The following is a 17226-nucleotide window of genomic DNA, read 5'->3' as shown; positions in this document are numbered from 1 at the left end:
AGCTCAGAAGTAGCGCACCCAGGCCTGCTTCGACGTGCGCTTGTAATTGGCAAACGCGCGGCAAGGAAAGTACAGCACGGGCATCAGGGCCAGCGCGATCAGCCACACTTGCCAGATGTGCTCGACGCCGTAACGGTTGCCATGGTTGGCGCCCAGCACGGCCGTCAAGGTGATGCCGATGAGCAGCAGCAGGTACAGGTGCAGCAAATAGTAGAACATGGGCGCGCCGCCAAAGGTGGCGCAAGCGCGCGTGAACCAGTTATCGACGCTTTCCAGCCAGGCCATGCCCAGCAAGCCCAGGCCCAGGGTGAACAGCAGAAAGTCCAGCGACGGCGGATACTTGGTGAAGTTCAGCACGCTCATGACCGTACGCACGGCCGTGTCGCCGGCCACCCATGGCAAGGTCTCGCCATAGAGATTGAAGCCGCGCAGCAAGGCCAGCAGCAGCAAGCTGCCCGCACCGAGCGCCAGCAGCAGACGGCGGCGGCCTTCGGCGGACAGCCCGCGCGCATACAGGGGCCCGGCCGCATAGCCAAGCACGATCACGCCTATCCACGGCAGCAGCGGATAGCTGACCTTGATCTTCATGGCGCCATCGGCGACCAGATAACCGCGTTGCAGCAGCACCGTCAGCAGATAGTAGCCAAGGCTGCCCTCTTCCGCGTGCAGCCAGGTAAACAAATGCTGGCCCGCGATAATCGCCACGCCCAGCACGACCAGCACTTTCAACGGCAGCTTGTGCAGCACGGCCAGCGCCATCATGGCCAGGCCGATGACCCAGATCACCTGCAGATACAGGATCGCCGGCGTGAAAGTACCCATCCAGGCAAAGTTGACGAACACCAGTTCCAGCACGACGAGCAGCAAGCCCCGTTTGAACAAAAAGCCGGTAGCGCTGCGCGGACCGGCGGCCGGATGCGCATACAGCCAGGCCGACAAACCCGTCAAAAAGACGAACATGGGCGCGCACACGTGGGCGGCCAGGCGCGTGAAGAAGAGTGCCGGGTCGACGTGGGCAGCGTCCATCGGATCGCCCACCTGGTGGTGCAGAAACACCGTTTCGCGCACATGGTCGAACAGCATGATCAGCATGACGAGGCCGCGCATGACGTCGATGACGGCGATGCGGGCGCGCAGGGTGGCGGGGGAAGTCAGGGAAGCAGTCATTGGTTGATGTAAAAACTTTAGTGAGTCGACAGTGTTATTTCAGCCCACAGGCAAAAACTGGGGTCAGACCCGCCGGGGGAATACGCCCCAGTGGGGCGCATTCCGATTCCGAAGGAACTGACCCCGGCTCTACGCTGCTGGGTTCAAACAATTCTGTGGCATGTACAGAGTGCCACCGTTAAAACCTGTAATGCGCATTCAACGTCACCATACGCTCCGCCCCCGGCGCCACCCACAGCTGGCTATAGGAACTCGCATAGTAGCTGCGGTTGAACAGGTTTTCCACGTTCAGCGCCAGGCGCAGTTTGGCGTTGGGAGAATACGATGCCAGCAGTTTGGCCGTCGTGTAGGCCGGCAAGGTAAATTTGCTGCTGACGGCGACGTCGCCCAGGCGCTCGCCCACATATTGCACGCCGCCGCCCACGCTGGCCGTGCCCGTACCCAGCGCGAATTGCTGCGTGGCCAGCAGATTGCCGCTGTGGCGTGGCACGTTGGCGAAGCGGCTGCCCGTCACGATCGTATTGTCGCCGCGCGTGACGGTGGCGTTGGTGTAGGCATAGGCGCCCGAGACGCGCAAGCCGCGCGCCATTTCGCCCGACACGTCGAGCTCCAGGCCCCGGCTGCCCACCTCGCCCGCCGCGATGGCGAAGTCCGTGTTGGCGGGATTGGTCGTCAGCACATTGCTCTTGCGGATGTCGTACACGGCCACGGTGCCCGTCAGCTTGCCCGTTTCCAGCTTGGCACCCAGCTCATACGAGCGGCTGCGCTCGGCCGGGAACGCCTGGTTGGCTATGCTGATGCCGCTGTTGGGCCGGAAACCCTTGGCCGCGCTCGCATACAGCGACCACGCTTTCGTCGGCTGGTAGACGAGGCCCGCGCGCGGGCTGGTGGCCGACAGCGACTGGCGGTTGCTCACCTGCAGGCGATTATTCGTCACGTCCTGCGTGTACGTATCGTGGCGCACGCCAACCAGCGCCTTCCATTGCGCACCGAGGTCGATCTGGTCCTGCGCATACAGGCCGCGCGCCCTTTGCCCTTCCTGCGTATCGATGGACAGGGCCAGCGGATCGGCCTTGCCGCCGTACACGGGATTGAAAATATCGATGGCATAGGCATTCGCGGCCGAGGGATTGCGGCGCAGCTGCACCCGGTGGTCGTCGAAATGATAGGCGTCGACGCCGGCCAGCACTTCGTGCGCCAGCACGCCCGTCCTGAACTTGCCCAGCACTTCAACGCGTGCCGACACGTCGGTGGCCGAGAAATCGCGGTGGCGGCGCTGGCGTTGCAGGGTGCGGCCATCGGCCAGCAGCTTGCTCGCCTCGGTCGAATAGCCGCTCAATTCGCTGTCGCGGTAGGACGCGCCCGCCTGCACCGTCCAGTCGTCGGACAAGGCGTGGTGGATGAACAGCTGCTGCCCCAGCGACTTGACCGTCATGGGACCGTCGCCAGGTTCGCCCAGAAAGCGTGACACGGGGACAAGTCCCAGCTGGCCATTTACGGCGACGACGCCGCGGTCGAACGGCGCGCGCTGCCGCACGGCCTCGATTTCATACGACACCGTCGTATGCTCGCCCACCAGCCAGAGGAAGGACGGCGAAAACAGGCTGCGCTCGACTTTCACCGTATCGCGGAAGCTGTGCCCTGCTTCATGCGCCGCGTTCAGGCGGTAGGCGATGGTGCCGCTCAAGGGTCCCGTCAAGTCGACGGCGGCGCGGCGCGTCTGGAAGCTGCCGAGCGAGACATCGGCGCTGTATTCCGGCGCGAACTTCGGCTTTTTCGTCGTGATGTTCACCGTACCGCCCGGTTCGCCCCGCCCGTACAGGGCCGACGCAGGACCTTTCAGTACTTCCACTGCCTGCGTATTGCCGCCGTCACGCATGCCGTTGTAGCCGCGGCTGGAACTGAAACCGTTGACCATGTAGTCGGAACCGAAATTCGGGTCGCCCGTAAAGCCGCGCATGGCGTAGCTGTCCCACAGGCCGCCCAGCGGGCTTTGTTTGGAAATACCGCTGGCCAGGTCCAGCGCGCCGGCCAGGGTCGTCACGCCCGCGTCGCGCAGCAGGTCGCCGGTCAGCACGCGCACGCTTTGCGGCAAGTCCATCAGCAAGGCGTCCGTCTTGGTGGCGCCTGTGGCCGACAGGCTGCGGTAATGCTGGCGCTCGGCCTTGACGGTAACGACGTCATCAGCCTGCGCACCATCGACTGCCAGTGACCAGGGGCTGGCGGCGGCCAGCAAGAGCGCCACGGGGCGGCGTAAAAACACGGACATGGGGATTCCTGACAATGGGCAATTCAATGCAATAGGCTTGCATTATAATTGATAATCAATTCCCATTAAAGCCTTCATCAAACATCTGCGTCAAAAACTCCACGAACACCTGCACCTTGGCCGCGCGCAGCTGACGCGGATGGAACAGCGCCCACAGGTCCGGCCCCCGCGTGCGGAACGGTTGCAGCACGGCCACGAGGCTGCCTTCACGCAGCGGCTGCAGCACGGAAACGGACAACGCCTGCACGATACCGCAGCCGGCCTGGGCGGCGGCAATCATCGATTCGATATGGTCGAAGGCCAGGGCGGCCGGCGGCGTATGCGCATATGCCGCGTCGCCCTCCTCTCCAGCCTTGGCCTGGAACAGCCAAGGCCGCACCTGGCGCGATTTCGGATACAGGAAATGCAGGCAGGCAAACTGGTCCAGCTCCTGCGGCGTGCGCGGCAGGCCATGCCGGGAGACAAAGGCGGGCGAGGCACAGCACAGATAATCCATGTTCAGCAGGCTGCGCGCGACCAGCGACGAATCCTGCGGTTCGCCGATGCGCAGCATCACGTCGATGCCCTCTTCCACCATGTCGACCAGGCGGTCGCTGACGGTCAGGCGCAGGGAAATGTCGGGATAGGCGGCCATAAAGCGGGGCAAGGCGGGCGCCACGAGGTTGCGGCTGATGCTGCTGGGCATATCCACGCGCAAGCTGCCCGATGGTTTCCCGGCCGCTTGTTCAAGACTGGACTCCAGCGCCGCCATATCGGCCAGCATCTGGCGCGCCTGCGCGTGGCATTGCCGGCCTTCGGCCGTCAGCGACATGCTGCGCGTGGTGCGCTGCAAAAGGCGCACGCCGAAGTGTTTTTCCAGCGCCGCCACCTGGTTCGTCACGGATGAGGTCGAGATGCCCAGGCGCTGCGCCGCCTTGCTGAAGCCGCCCGCCTCGACCACGGCGCAAAACACCTGCATCGCTTCCAGCCTGTCCATGCATTCCCCTCCCGTTTGCCTATTATTATCCACGATATCGAAATAGTGCATGGGGCCGCGCCCTGTTTTTCTTTGCGCCATCGCCGCCTAGACTGAAGCATCAACCACAGGAGAATCCCATGCAAGCCCTCGTCCTCACCAGCTTTGCCGCCCCTATGAGCATCGCACACCTGCCCGTGCCGCAGCCCGGTCCCGGGCAAGTCCTCGTGCGTATCGCCGCCAGCGGTGTCAATCCGCTCGACACGAAAATCGCGGCCGGCGCCGCCCCGCACGCCCGGCCCAGCCTGCCCGCCATCCTCGGCATCGACGTGGCCGGCACGGTGGAGGCCGTCGGCGATGGCGTGACGACTTTTCACGTTGGCGCAACAGTGTATGGCATGGCGGGCGGCATCGGCGGCATCCAGGGCTCGCTGGCCGAGTACGGCGTCTTTGACGCCGCGCTGCTGGCGCCCGTGCCGCTTGGGCTGAGCATGCGCGAAGCAGCCGCCCTGCCCCTCGTCTTCATCACGGCCTGGGAAGGATTGGTCGATCGTGCCCACGTGAAGGTGGGCGACAGTGTGCTCGTGCATGGTGGCGCGGGCGGCGTGGGCCACATGGCCGTGCAGCTCGCCGTCGCCCTTGGCGCCACGGTGTTTGCCACGGGCAGCGCCGCCAGCCGCGATGCCATCGAAGCGCTGGGCGCCCGTTTCATCGATTACCGGACCAGCACGGTGGACGACTACGTGGCCGAACATACGGGCGGCGCCGGCTTCGACATCGTCTACGACACGGTGGGCGGCGCCACCCTGGACGCCAGCTTCCAGGCGGCACGCCTATACGGCGGCCACGTCGTCAGCTGCCTCGGCTGGGGCACGTTCGCGCTGAGCCCGCTGACGGCGCGCGCGGCAACGTACTCGGGCGTGTTCACCCTGCTGCCCCTGTTGAGCGGTGAGCATCATGCGCGCCATGGCGCCATCCTGCGCGAAGCCAACAAGCTGATCGAGGCGGGCAAGCTGCAGGTGCGGCTCGATCCACGCCGCTTTACCTTGCACACGGCGCACGATGCGCACGCGGCGCAAATCGACGGCAGCGCGCGCGGCAAGCTGGTGGTGGAGGTGCGGGATTGAACGCGGGCTTGTTACTTGCAAGAGGAAACGTTAATATGCAAGAATAAACTTGCATATTAACGGAGCTCTTGATGCGTGAAAAGCTGGAAAAACTGCTGGCGCAGGGGCGCGACAACGCGCTGCTGCGCTTTGGCCTGGGAGATGCCTGCCTGAAAGACCATGACGCCGAACAAGCAGCCCTGCACCTGGCGCAAGCCACCGTGCAGCAGCCCGGCTATTCCGCCGCCTGGAAACTGCTGGGCAAGGCCTTGCACCAGCTGGGCCGGCTGGACGAAGCGCAGGCCGCGTGGACCACCGGCGTGACAGTGGCCCAGCAGCAAGGCGACCTGCAAGCCGTCAAGGAAATGACGGTGTTCGTCAAACGCCTGCACAAACAGCGGCAGACGGCAGAGTAAAAAGCTTAATGCGTGTGCGCCGCGCCTTTGACTTCGAGCTGGTAACGCCCGCCACGTTCTTTCGCCAGGCGCTTGGCCAGCAAGCCTCCCGCTTCGGCCGCATAGGCGCGGCAGGCGTTGGCGTCGATCAGGGGATTGTCCGAGCCGCTGCGCCTGGCGGCCTTGCCCAGCACGTCCGTCGTGCCCGGATGCACGGGGATGATGATGTCGCATGGCAAGGCGGCCACTTTGGCGATGCTCGCTTCGAACGAGGCCGAGATATCGGGCGTGCCGCCTTTGCCCGCGCCTTTGCCCGTATAGCGGAAATCGCCGCTCGCATATGGGTTCAGGCTATCCGCATACACGACGTCCAGGCAACGCTGGCCTTCGCACGACGTCCACGTCCACGTCGTGCCGCCGGGGGTGTGGCCTGGTGTCATGTGGGCCGTCAGGGTCAACGGTCCCAGCTTGACGGTATCGCCCTCGCCCACCACGCCGACCTTGCTCACCTTGGCCACATGCACGACGGGATTGGCCTGGTACTGCGGATCGTCCTTGCCATTGGTGCCGCTTTGCAGCACCGGGGCGGCCGCTGCGCTGGCCATCACGGTGGCGCCGCTGGCCCGCTGCAGCGCGGCGATGCCGCCCGCATGGTCCCAATGGGCATGCGAATTGAGGATGTATTTCACGTCCTCGATGCGAAAGCCCAGCGCCTTGATGTTCGCCACGATCAACGGTGCCGATTGCGGCAGCGCGCCATCGAGCAGGATATGGCCCTGCGGACTCGTCACCAGCACGGCCGACAGGCCGGCCGTGCCCACATACCAGGTATTGCCAAAGACATTGAACGGCTTGACGGGCGCGTTCCATTCCTTGCAATTGTCGCAATTAACCGGTTTATCCTGCACAGTCGCCGGCGTCTTCGCCTGCACCGTACCAGCCGCTATGGTCGCAACCGTAGCCAGCATCAACTTCGCCAATAGTGTCATCTTCATCTCCAGAGTGTAAAAAAAGGGCGCCCGCACTGGCGCGCCCGGGGGGGGTATCAATACATGCGGCCGGTCCTGTCGGCCAGGGTGTCGCGGATGTTTCCGGCGTCGAGCGAGCGGCGCTGTGCGCCGTCGGCGTCCAGCAGTACGACGGTGACGTGCTTGCCGCCGCTGCGCATGCGCATGCTCAGGCAGCTGCCCGCCTCGTGGCTGCTGCCCGTCTTGGACAGCACAATGTCCCAGCCCTTGCCACCGACAAGCGGGTTGGTGTTGTGCAAGGTGCGTGTCTTGCCATTGACGGCCACGCTCGCTTGCGGGTGGCTGGTGATGCGCGCGATGTCCGGATAGCGCGCGGCGGCCGCGACGATCTTCGCCACCTCGCTGGCCGTGGACGTATTCGCGGGCGAACTGCCGACCGGGTCCAGCAAGGTGGTACGGCGCAAGCCCAGGCTGCGGATCTTCGCTTGCAAGGCGTCATTAAAAGCCGCGCTGCCGCCCGGATAGGTGCGCGCCAGCGCGGCGGCCGCGCGGTTTTCGGACGGCAGCAGCGCCAGTTGCAACAGCGCGCCGCGCGACACGGCCACGCCATCGGCCAGCAGGCTGTGGCGCTGCAAGGACGCCTCGCCATCGGCGCGCACGATGCGCAGCTGTTCATCGGGGTCGAGGCCCGCATCGAGCACCACCATGGCCGTCATCAGCTTGGTGATCGAGGCGATGGGCACGACGGCGTCCGCGTCTTTCGCCATCAATACCTTGCCGCTGGCGTCATCGAACACCAGCATGTGTTTGGCGCTGACGGGCAAGTCCAGCATGCCGGCGGCGGCTTCGGCCAAGATCGCCCCGCTGACGGCAGGCTTGCCCTGCGTCTGCAGCAGCAAGGTGGCGCAGGCCAGCAGCAAGGCAGGCACGGCCAGCTTCCAGCTGCCGGCATCCAGACCGGGCGCCATCAAACGTTCTATACGCGTGAGCAACGCCCCGCCCCGGGCCGACATCAGCAGGCCGGGCTGCTGCGGCGCGGCCGTGTGCAACGACAGCGCATGCAGCGCCGTGGCCAGCCGCTGCGGATCCTGCAGTGCTTGCGCAGCCAGGGCGTCGGCCACCTGTTCGCGCTCGGCCCGCATGCGCGCCGACAGCCACCACACGACGGGGTGAAAGAACAGCAGCGCCTCGGCCACGCTTTGCAGCAAGTTGACCAGGTAATCCCAGCGCCGCACGTGGGCCAGTTCATGCGCCAGCAGCGCTTCGAGCAAGGCGACGGGCATGCCGCTCAGCAAGGCGGCCGGCAGCAGGATGACGGGGCGCCAGAAGCCCACGGTGACGGGGCTGGACAAGCCCGCATGCAGCTTCAGCGGCGGCCGCCGGTGCAGGCCCATGCGCTGCGCCAGCCCATCGAGGCGCGCCTGCCAGATGGCCGGGGCGGCTACGGCCTGGCGGCGCAGCTTGCCGACCCACGCCAGGCCCAGGCACAGGCGCAAGCTCATCAGGCCAACGCCGGCGCTCCAGGCCAGCACCAGGGCCGGCATCCACGCTTGCAGCGCGGCGCGCCAGGCCGGCGGCGCGTCCACCGGCAGCTGGGCCAGTGATGTGCCGGACAGGAGCGAGAGCAAATGGACGGTGGGAATACACAGGCACAGCAGCAGCGCCAGCGCGCAGACGGCATAGCGCCAGCGCGCGCTGGCGTGGCGCAGCAGCCAGAGCAGGACAGCGGACACTGCGCCGACGATCACGCCCTGCCAGACAAAATACAGCAAGACCCAGCCCAGCGCAGGGACAAGCTTGCCCAACTCAATGCCCAAGCCCATGTCCAGGTTCATGGCGCCTTGCCGTCCTTGCTGCGCAGGATTTTTTCGATTTCCAGGCGTTCCGCGTCGCTCACGTGCTCGCGCAGCGCCGTCAGCACGAGCGCCTTGCCGGAACCGGAAAACACCTTGCCGATCAGGTCCTTGAGCAAGCTGGTCTGTAACTTTTCCTGCGCTTCGACGGCCGCATACAGTTGCGGCCGCTGGCTTTCATCGCGGCTCAGCAAGCCCTTGCCATGCATCAACTGCAACTGGCGCAGCACGGTGGCGTAACTGGCGTCGGCACGCTCGGCGGCCAGCGCGTCATACACGGCGCGGGCATCGGACGGACCGCGCTGCCACAAGATGCGCAGCAGGTCCAGTTCGGCGGCCGTGGGATGGGGAGTGGAGGTATTTTTTAACATGCCGCCAGAATACCGATTCTAGAACTCAATGTCTAGAACTTTTTTTCTAGTTCGTGAAAAACTAGAATTCGCGCAAGCGGTCGAACAGCTCCAGCAAGGCCGCCTCATCGACGAGCGCCGCCCCCTGCCCGCCCAATTGCTGCCGCAGCTGCGCCAGCAGTTCCGCCAGCACCGTGTAGATTTCCTCGCGCTCAACCGTTTCGATGATGCTGGCCCGCCGCTCGATCTTGTTGAATGCATCGACATAGGCGGCGACCATCGCCTCCAGCGCGGTGGCGGCCACCGTCACGTCCATGGCGGCATCGATACCGCGCGTCACGGCCAGCATGTTCTTGTAGGCCAGCGCCGCCTTTTTTGCATACGCAGGAGAGATATGTTCGCGGCCATCCCAGTCGCGAAACGGGTTGAGCAGGTTGTCCGCCAGCCATTCCGGCTTGCGCGCCTTGGTCACCGACAAGTCCAGTCCCAGCGCCGCAGCCCTCTTGTAGCCGGTCTTGATGGCCTTGGCCACATCGGCCGGCAAGCTGGTCAGCCACAAGGCCGACAGCTGCGGCAATTGCGTGGCCGATGGAAACTCCTCCGCTGTGTAACCGAACAGGTCATAGGCGGTGAACATCTGCAGCTGGCTCAGCTGCGCCAGGCTGGCTACCTGCGACGCCAGCCCCGGCTTGCCCCAGATGCGCAAGGCCGTCAGATGGGGAAAGCGCTGCGCCACTTGCGCCAGGTCGACTTCCTTCATGCTCACCAGCGACAGGCCGCCCAGCTGGCCGAGGCCGTGGAATGGCGCCAGCGTCTGCGTGCACTGCAGTGTCAGATGGCGGCCATCGGCGCCATCGTCGATGCGTAGCGCCGGCGATGGCGCGCCGCGCAGCGCGAGCAGGCTCAAGCCTTCGTTCAAGACCAGGCTGGTAACGCCATCGGGCTGCAGGATCAGCCGGCTCAAGCCGCTGCCGCTGAAATCGAGCACATGCACCGTCGATGATTGCCAGTGCAGCTCATTGATGAACGGATTGCCCTGGATAAACTCCATCAAGGCTTGCGTGCCATTGCTGGTCTCGATCGACATCAGGCAAGGCAGTTGCTCCAGCTCGGACATGTCGTCCAGCGCCTGCAAGACGCTGTCATCGATTTTCGTCGTGTCCTGCCGCAAGACCTGGCCGCCGAGCGTCACTTCACGCTCGTCCGACGCGGCCTTGAATTGCTGGCGCCGCAACGGGTCGATGCGCTCCCAGTTGCGCTGGCGCAGCACGCTGTCGCCCACGTTCCAGCCGCTGCGGTAGCTGTTGACTTCCACATCGACCAGCGGCGCGATATTGCCCACGAGGGTATGGCCAGGCGGCACGTTTGCCGTGGCATAGCAGTGGTCGTGGCGATTATTCCAGAAGAAATAATCGCACAGCAGCGGCCGCATGGCTTGCACGGCCGCCGCATCGGGCAAGGCGTCGCCGGTCCAGTCCAGCTCCAGCACGGCAGCTACAGGCCGGGACGAGGACGCATCCTTGATGCGGGTGACCTGGCAAGCCACATACTGCTGCAGCTCGGACGAAAACACACTGTAAACATCGCCAACATTCGGTAGCACGCAACTTCCTTTCAAAACACCTGACGGTCGAATGTTGAAAGATAGCAAATATGACAGCGCAGCGTCGTCCTGTTCAGTCCGCGTGCAGCTTGTGGTGCATGCGGCGCAGGCCCAGCCAGACGGCGGCCGCCACGAACGGCACCAGGGCGCCGACGAGGATTTCCGGATTCACGGGCAGCCCCATCACCTTGGCCGCCTTGCCCGTATAGCTGAACAGGCCGATCACGTAATAGGAAATGGCGGCAACCGACAGGCCTTCCACGGCCTGCTGCAAGCGCAGCTGCTGCGCCGCGCGGGCGTTCATCGATTGCAGGATTTGCCGGTTCTGCAATTCCTGCACGATGCCCACGCGCGTGCGCAGCAAGTCATTCGTGTTGGCAATGCGCTGCGCCATCGCTTCCTGGCGGCTGGCCATCGCTTCGCACGTGTTCATGGCCGGTGTCAGGCGGCGGTCCATGAATTCCTCGACCGTCGGGATGCCTTCGATGCGCACTTCGCGCAACTCGTCGATGCGCGCCTTGACGAGGCCCATGTAGGCTTTCGAGGCGGAAAAACGGTAGCTATTGTCGAGTGACAGCTTTTCAATGCGGGCGGCCAGGCGCGTGATGCGGTCGAGCAAGCCTTGCTCGGAGACACCGTCGTCCGTCTTGGCCAGGCCCGGTGCGTCGTCCGTGTCGACCATGGCGGCGGCCAGGGTGGCCAGCTCATTTTCGATGGCGTTCAGCGATGGCGCCGCCTGCATAGCGTAGGGCAAGCCCAGCAAGGCCATCATGCGGTAGGTTTCGATTTCCAGCACGCGCTGCACCAAACGGCCCGACTGCTGCGAGCGCATGCCCGCATCGCGGATGACGAAACGGCTGAAACCGTCCGACTGGATCGTGAAATCCGTCCACAATTCGCCGCCCTGCAGCACCTTGCTGCCGGCCAGGGTATTGCCCTCGAACACGCGCGACAAGCCCTGCATGAAGATCTCGGCAGGCTCGGTCGCCTGCTCGAGCACCACGTGGGCCGCCACCATCAGCTTGCCCTTCAAGCCCACCAGCCACTGCTGCGGCAATTGCTCCAGGGGCATGCGCTCGAACGCCTGTTCCAGGGGCAAGACGGCACCAGGATGCTCGGCAAAGGTAAACGTGGCAAATTCCGTGTGGCATTCCCATTTCAGGCGGAAGCGGCCAAAGTCGTAATAGAAGTACTTGGCTTCGGCGCTGGGCGGCGTGACGCCAAAATGCGTGCACAGGGCCGCCAGGGTGGCGTGCTGAGCCGCCATATTCGACGCACCGGGCGCCGCGCTGTCATCTTTATACACGGCCAGATGGGTGATCAGCTCGGGGGCGTCGAGCTGCAAAAACGGCCGCGAGTGGATTTCCGCAGCCAGCGGCACGCGCAAGGCGTGGTTCAAACTGGAGTTAATCAAGTGCATGATAGCCAAAGGTAAAGTTGCAAAACTGCTTAGACCCACGCGGGTGCTGCGCTGCCGCAGCAGGGGTCTGATTGTCACAGTGTAACAAAGCAGGAAGCATGCCTACCTTTTCAAACCCCGATCATGCCGCTTTGGCAACCCCAGTCGCACCGTGCGCCGCGTTCTGGCGCGTGCCCAGCCACCAGAAAAACGCGGCCAGCGCCACGGCGGAGGCTTGCCCCAGCGCCAGCTTGAATGCGCTGTCGAACAGCAATGGTGCGACAAAACCGGACACCAGCGCAAACACCAGCATTTGCACGAAGTTTTGCAAGGAGGCGGCCAGGCCCCGCATCTGCGGGAATATGTCGAGCGTCGACATGGTCATGCCCGGCAAGGCCAGCGACATGCCGAACGCGTACAGCATCACGGGCACGACGGCGAAAGGGATGCTGGCCGCGAACCAGTGGTTGTAAGCAATATTGAGCGCGCCCGTGGCCGCCATGGCCAGCAAGCCCCAGCGCACCAGCACGGTGCTTTTCACCGCGTGGGCCAGCTTGCCCGACAGCGCCGAGCCGCCCACCAGGCCCGCCACCATGGGGATGAACATCCATCCAAACGCCGTTTCCGGCAGGCGCAGCAGTTCCAAAATAAAATGCGGTGCCGACGCGATGTACAGGGCGAAGCCGCCAAAGGCGAAGGCGACGGCCAGCGAACGCAAGAGGAAAGCCCGGTGGCGCAAGGCCAGCCAGTAATTGCGCGCGATGTTGCCCGGATGAAAAGGCTGGCGCTGTTCGACGGCCAAGCTTTCCGGCAAGCCTTTCAGGCAGGCCAGCAACAGCAGCACGGTGACGGAAAAGGTGAACACGAACGTCGATTGCCAGCCGTAGGCCACATGCAGCCAGCCGCCGATGATGGGGGCGATGGCGGGCGCGATGCCGAACACCATCATGATATTGGCCAGCATCTTTTGCGCGGCCGCGCCCGACAGGCTGTCGCGCACGATGGCTTGGCCGATCACCCTGCCCGCCCCCGCCGAGGCGCCCTGCATGCCGCGGAAGAACAGCAGCCAGCCAAAGCTGGGCGCGAACGCGGCGCCGATGGAGCCCACGGCAAAGATCAGCAGGGAAGCGAGGATCACGGGACGGCGGCCAAACGAGTCGGACAAGGTGCCGTAGAACAAGGTCATGAAGGCATAGGCGGCCAGGTAGACGCTCAGGGTCTGCTGCACCAGGACGCTGCTGACGTCGAAATGCGTGCCGATCGCGGGAAACGATGGCAAGAAGGTATCGGTGGCGAACGGGCCCAGCATGGCCAGCCCGGCCAGCACGAGGGTCAGGTTTCTCGTCTTCATGCGACGGCCTGCGCAGAATGTTGGCGGCGCAAGCCGTCGAGGGCCGCCAGCGAAAACGCGGCGACATGCCGCGCGATGCTGGCGGTGCCCGCCTCGTCATAGGTGATCTCGGGCGCCACCAGCTCATGCACGATGCGCGAACGGGCATAGAACACGGCCTGGCCGATCACGCTGAACACGCATTTCTGCACCACGTCGTCCGGCAGCGACTCCCCCACCACGCCACGGATCAAGCCAGTAAACAGCGCATGGTGCGCGCGCACGTCGCGTTCGGCCAGCAGGTGGATGGCGGCCGTCGGCTCGATCAGTTCGCGCGCCACCAGGCGGCTGAACAGCGAAGCGCGCCCGGAGCGCAGCATGTCGCATACCATCGCTTCTATCGCCAGGCGCAACTGTTCCACGGGCGCCAGCGGCCACTGCGGGCCCGCATCGGGCGCGGCAGCGGCCGAGGCCCGCGCCAAGTCGCGCGCATGGTCGAAGGCGGCCAGATACAGCTCTTCCTTGCCATGAAAGTAATAATTAACCATCGCCACGTTGACGTGGGCCGCCTCGCAGATCCTGCGCACGGACGCGAGCTTGTAGCCCTCATCGGCAAACAGCTGGACCGCCGCCTGCAGGATGCGCGTGCGCGCCGGTTCGCTTTCTCTTTCGTTTTCCTTGTCTTGCCTCATGCCATCCCCATCATTTAAACAGTCGTTTAATATTGTACGGAATTATATCAAACAGTCGTTTAACTTTCAGGCGGGCGCAAAAAAACCCGGCGAACCGGGCTTCAAGGGGGGATGGCGGCAAACAGTGCTTCATCGCCGGCATCGGAGCCGAAGTCGCGCCCAGCGGACGGGCCACGGCATTGAATTCGATGGTTTCGCGGCGCTTGTCCTCGCCTTCGACGACGAGGGTCAGCGGGATCTTGTCGCCCGCCTTCACCTGCCCTTTCAGGTCCAGCAGCATGACGTGGTAGCCGCCCGGCTTCAGCTCGACGGCTTTACCGGCTGGCAAGGCGATTTCCTTGACCTGGCGCATGCGCATCATATTGTCCGCCATGCTCATTTCATGGATTTCCGCCACGCCCGCCACGGACGAGCGCACTTCCAGCAGGCGCATGGCTTTTGGCGCCGTAATCTGCATGAAGGCGCCCGTGGCTTTTTGCTGCGGCACGGTGGCGCGCACCCACGGGTCGGTGATCTGCACGGACGTCTGGGCAGCGGCAGAGAAGGACAGCACGGCCAGGGCCGTGGCCAGCAGGGTTTTCAGATGGGTCATGATTATTTCCTCGCAATGGTTATAAGGTGTATTTCGATTTCATCAGGGTCTTGATGTCCTGCACGCACTCATCCCCCGTCAACTGGTGTTTCAAGCCCAGGCGCATGCGGCCCTCGGTGTCGAGCACATAGCTAATGGCCGTATGGTCCATCGTGTATGAACTGCCGCTGGGCACGCGGCGGTAGAAGACCTTGTAGTTGAAGGCCGTCTGCGCCGTGTTCTTCGGGTCCGTGCGCAAGCCGAGGAAGCTGGGGTCGAAGGCACGCATGTATTCGCCCAGCAACTCGGGTGTATCGCGCTCGGGGTCGATGCTGATGAAGATCACTTGCAGCTTGTCGGCATCCGACCCCAGCTTCTGGCGGATTTCCAGCGCGCGCGACAGGGCTGTCGGGCACACGTCCGGACATTGCGTGAAGCCAAAGAAGACCATCACATACTTGCCCTTGAAGTCGGCCAGGGTGTAGACCTTGCCGTCGGGGCCGCTCAATTTGAAGTCGGGCTTGTAATCGCCTCCCGTCAAGTCGAGGCCGTTGTAATGGGGTTTCGGCGCTGGTTCGCAAGCGGCAAGCGTGAGCAATCCCGCCGTGCCGGCGAGAAGGAAAAGACGACGTTTCATGATAATTCCGGCCCGATGGGCGTAGTGGATACAGTTAAGACGGGGAAGGCGTGACTGGGCGTTCAGGCAGCCGAAGGGGGACCGCGCGGGCTGGCGGCCAGCCACGCGAACGGGACTCGCGGCGCCTGGTAAAACAAGGGTGGATAGTCGTCGTGGCCCGTGATGACGGGCAGCGGCGCTGAAGACGGCGGCGGCAGACCCACGCTGCCCGCATGGCTGATGCAGAACGGGCAATGCTCGATGTGGTGCAGCACGGAACCGGTGGTGGATGTGGCGGCAGGCGCCAGATCGGCCTGCGTGTAGACGGCGCCGCTGGCCGAGCAGATGTCGACGGCGGCATTGTTCACGTTCGCGTGCTGCGAAGCAAACGCATAGGACAGGGATGGCGACAGCGCATTGAGCAGTATCGCCAGGCAGACGAACCACATGTGCCACTGTTTGCGCTTCAATAAAGATCCCATGGCCCCGATTATAACGGAGTCTGGCTATCCGGGCGCCTGGCCGCGCAGGAACAGGCTGGGGCGCACGCCGGCCACATCCACGCAGGCGTCGCAAAACGCGGGGATCGAAGCAAAACCGGAGCCTGCCGCCACTTGCGCCAGGTCGCGCTCGCCGTCTTCGCCATCGGCGCCCGCTTGCGCCGCCGTGTGCAGCGCGTGCGCGAGGCGCTGCTCGCGCACCAGGCTGAGCAATGCCTCGCCCTCGGCAAACAGGCGCGCCCTGGCCTTGTGCGGCGTCACTTGCCACAGGGTGGCCAAGCGCGCCGCCGTCCATTTGCCTTGCGGCGTATCAAAGATGTGCTGTGCCAGCGCCTGGCTCCAGCGCTTGCCGCCGCCGTGGCCGCCATCAGGCTCATCGTCTTCCAGCGCCAGGGTGAACACGGCCGGCTTGCCCCGCCCCGGCATCACGTCGCAGGCGAAGCGCAAGAAGGCGGGCACGACGAAACTGTCGCCGCTGGCCAGCTTCTTGGTCGTGATTTCATTGTGCAAAGTCACAAAGCCCTGGCGCACGGTAACGCGCAGCCTGAGCGGAAAGCGCAAGCCCAGCAAGTGCAAGGGATGATCGGAAACGAGGGCCATGCGTCAGGTCAATATGGTGAACGAGCCGCCAGCATGCCACACATCGCGCGTCCGGTCTGTCATCACAGCGACGCTACGCCATAACGGCGCAAGCCGTCGAGGTCGACGACGCGGATCGACTGGTAGGCAATGCTGATCAGTTTCAATTCGGCCAGATGACCCAGCGCCTGGTTCACACGCTGGCGGGAAATGCCGGTCAGCAAGCCGATTTCTTCCTGTGACAGCTCAAGCACGCTGGAGGTGCGCGGATATAGCATGGGGTGGAACAGCTGCGCGATGGCTTGCGCCACTTGCGCGTCGACGGCCAGCAGGCGCTGGTTCTGGATGGTGGCGATGAATTGCCCCATGCGTTCGTTCAGCTGGCGGATGACGAAGGCGTTAAAGGAGAGGCTCTCGGCCAGCAGCAGATGGAACAGGTCCACCGGCACGAGGATGATGTCCGCAGCGCGCACGGCCACCACGTCGTAGCGGCGCAGTTCGCGCTTGAGCACGCTGCCCTCGCCGCACCAGCCGCCGGCCGGTACGCCGGAAAAGGTGGCGCCGCGCCCATCGGCGTTGTAGACGGCCAGCTTGATCAAGCCCGTGTGCACGCCGATCCAGTGCGCGGACGGTTCGCCGCGCCGCGTGATGACGGCGCCCGCCTCGTAATGCCGGAGCACGCTGCCGGCACGCAGCAGGGTCTGATGCCGGGGATCGAGGGCCGCGAACCAGTCGTGGCTGTCGAGTTCGGGCACAGCAAGGTCTACACTATCGTTGCTATCCATTCCATCCTTCAGACCTGTCACTAAGATGACAGTGATTTTCCAGCACCGGTGCTATGCTAACCGGTATCAATCCCGAAACAGGGAGCTA

Annotated in this window: 16 protein-coding genes and 1 pseudogene; 2 read left to right on the top strand and 15 right to left on the bottom strand. The window is 64.3% G+C overall.

Annotated features, from left to right (window positions below; all coding sequences use genetic code 11):
- Positions 1-3 precede the first annotated feature (3 nt).
- The 3 genes from AC4BCN_RS12440 to AC4BCN_RS12430 all read right to left on the bottom strand — a co-directional run bounded on the left by AC4BCN_RS12440 (position 4) and on the right by AC4BCN_RS12430 (position 4412).
- Positions 4-1167 carry an acetyltransferase domain-containing protein gene (locus AC4BCN_RS12440; protein WP_490493424.1) on the bottom strand — a complete coding sequence of 388 codons (1164 nt, stop codon included), beginning with the start codon at positions 1165-1167 and terminating at the stop codon, positions 4-6.
- A gap of 178 nt (positions 1168-1345) precedes the next feature.
- Positions 1346-3436, bottom strand: a complete 2091-nt coding sequence (locus tag AC4BCN_RS12435; RefSeq protein WP_338681934.1) for a TonB-dependent siderophore receptor — start codon at positions 3434-3436, stop codon at positions 1346-1348.
- Between the two features lie 55 nt (positions 3437-3491).
- On the bottom strand, positions 3492-4412 hold the full coding sequence (locus AC4BCN_RS12430) for a LysR family transcriptional regulator (RefSeq protein WP_338681933.1): 921 nt from the start codon (positions 4410-4412) through the stop codon (positions 3492-3494).
- A gap of 119 nt (positions 4413-4531) precedes the next feature.
- Between AC4BCN_RS12430 and AC4BCN_RS12425 the strand changes: the two genes are divergently transcribed.
- Positions 4532-5518, top strand: coding sequence for a zinc-dependent alcohol dehydrogenase family protein (locus tag AC4BCN_RS12425; protein WP_338681931.1), 987 nt, complete (start codon positions 4532-4534; stop codon positions 5516-5518).
- 71 nt (positions 5519-5589) lie between these two features.
- The gene (locus tag AC4BCN_RS12420; protein WP_490493423.1) at positions 5590-5913 is read left to right on the top strand and encodes a tetratricopeptide repeat protein; all 324 of its coding nucleotides are present in this window, start codon (positions 5590-5592) and stop codon (positions 5911-5913) included.
- Positions 5914-5918: 5 nt separating this feature from the next.
- Here the strand turns inward: AC4BCN_RS12420 and bla are convergent, their stop codons facing one another.
- The 12 genes and pseudogenes from bla to AC4BCN_RS12360 form a co-directional block, all read right to left on the bottom strand.
- Positions 5919-6860: a subclass B3 metallo-beta-lactamase gene (gene bla, locus AC4BCN_RS12415; RefSeq protein ID WP_490493422.1), complete on the bottom strand. Its 942-nt coding sequence runs from the start codon at positions 6858-6860 to the stop codon at positions 5919-5921.
- A 77-nt stretch (positions 6861-6937) separates the two neighbouring features.
- Positions 6938-8695: a M56 family metallopeptidase gene (locus tag AC4BCN_RS12410; protein WP_490493421.1), complete on the bottom strand. Its 1758-nt coding sequence runs from the start codon at positions 8693-8695 to the stop codon at positions 6938-6940.
- Positions 8692-9084 (bottom strand): BlaI/MecI/CopY family transcriptional regulator, encoded by a 393-nt coding sequence (locus AC4BCN_RS12405; RefSeq protein ID WP_152252364.1) that lies wholly within the window; start codon positions 9082-9084, stop codon positions 8692-8694. Before AC4BCN_RS12405 ends, AC4BCN_RS12410 begins: the two co-directional genes overlap by 4 nt.
- A 61-nt stretch (positions 9085-9145) precedes the next feature.
- Positions 9146-10666 carry a hypothetical protein gene (locus AC4BCN_RS12400; protein ID WP_490493420.1) on the bottom strand — a complete coding sequence of 507 codons (1521 nt, stop codon included), beginning with the start codon at positions 10664-10666 and terminating at the stop codon, positions 9146-9148.
- 73 nt (positions 10667-10739) lie between these two features.
- Positions 10740-12086, bottom strand: coding sequence for a DUF3422 family protein (locus AC4BCN_RS12395; RefSeq protein ID WP_490493419.1), 1347 nt, complete (start codon positions 12084-12086; stop codon positions 10740-10742).
- Positions 12087-12207: 121 nt separating this feature from the next.
- On the bottom strand, positions 12208-13416 hold the full coding sequence (locus AC4BCN_RS12390) for a multidrug effflux MFS transporter (protein WP_490493418.1): 1209 nt from the start codon (positions 13414-13416) through the stop codon (positions 12208-12210).
- Positions 13413-14087 (bottom strand): TetR/AcrR family transcriptional regulator, encoded by a 675-nt coding sequence (locus AC4BCN_RS12385; protein WP_490493417.1) that lies wholly within the window; start codon positions 14085-14087, stop codon positions 13413-13415. The genes AC4BCN_RS12390 and AC4BCN_RS12385 overlap by 4 nt, the downstream gene beginning before the upstream one ends.
- A gap of 133 nt (positions 14088-14220) precedes the next feature.
- Positions 14221-14679: pseudogene (locus AC4BCN_RS12380) on the bottom strand (copper chaperone PCu(A)C); the annotation flags it as partial.
- Between the two features lie 19 nt (positions 14680-14698).
- Positions 14699-15295: an SCO family protein gene (locus AC4BCN_RS12375; protein ID WP_490493416.1), complete on the bottom strand. Its 597-nt coding sequence runs from the start codon at positions 15293-15295 to the stop codon at positions 14699-14701.
- Between the two features lie 62 nt (positions 15296-15357).
- Positions 15358-15744 carry a DUF2946 domain-containing protein gene (locus AC4BCN_RS12370; protein WP_490493415.1) on the bottom strand — a complete coding sequence of 129 codons (387 nt, stop codon included), beginning with the start codon at positions 15742-15744 and terminating at the stop codon, positions 15358-15360.
- Positions 15745-15780: 36 nt separating this feature from the next.
- Positions 15781-16374: a helix-turn-helix domain-containing protein gene (locus tag AC4BCN_RS12365; protein WP_139092492.1), complete on the bottom strand. Its 594-nt coding sequence runs from the start codon at positions 16372-16374 to the stop codon at positions 15781-15783.
- A gap of 62 nt (positions 16375-16436) precedes the next feature.
- Positions 16437-17138 (bottom strand): Crp/Fnr family transcriptional regulator, encoded by a 702-nt coding sequence (locus AC4BCN_RS12360; protein ID WP_490493414.1) that lies wholly within the window; start codon positions 17136-17138, stop codon positions 16437-16439.
- Positions 17139-17226 lie beyond the last annotated feature (88 nt).

It is taken from the genome of Janthinobacterium sp. Bl 1, assembly GCF_058215535.1.
The sequence above is the reverse complement of the archived record's forward strand: the minus strand, read 5'-3'. Positions and strand labels throughout refer to the sequence as shown.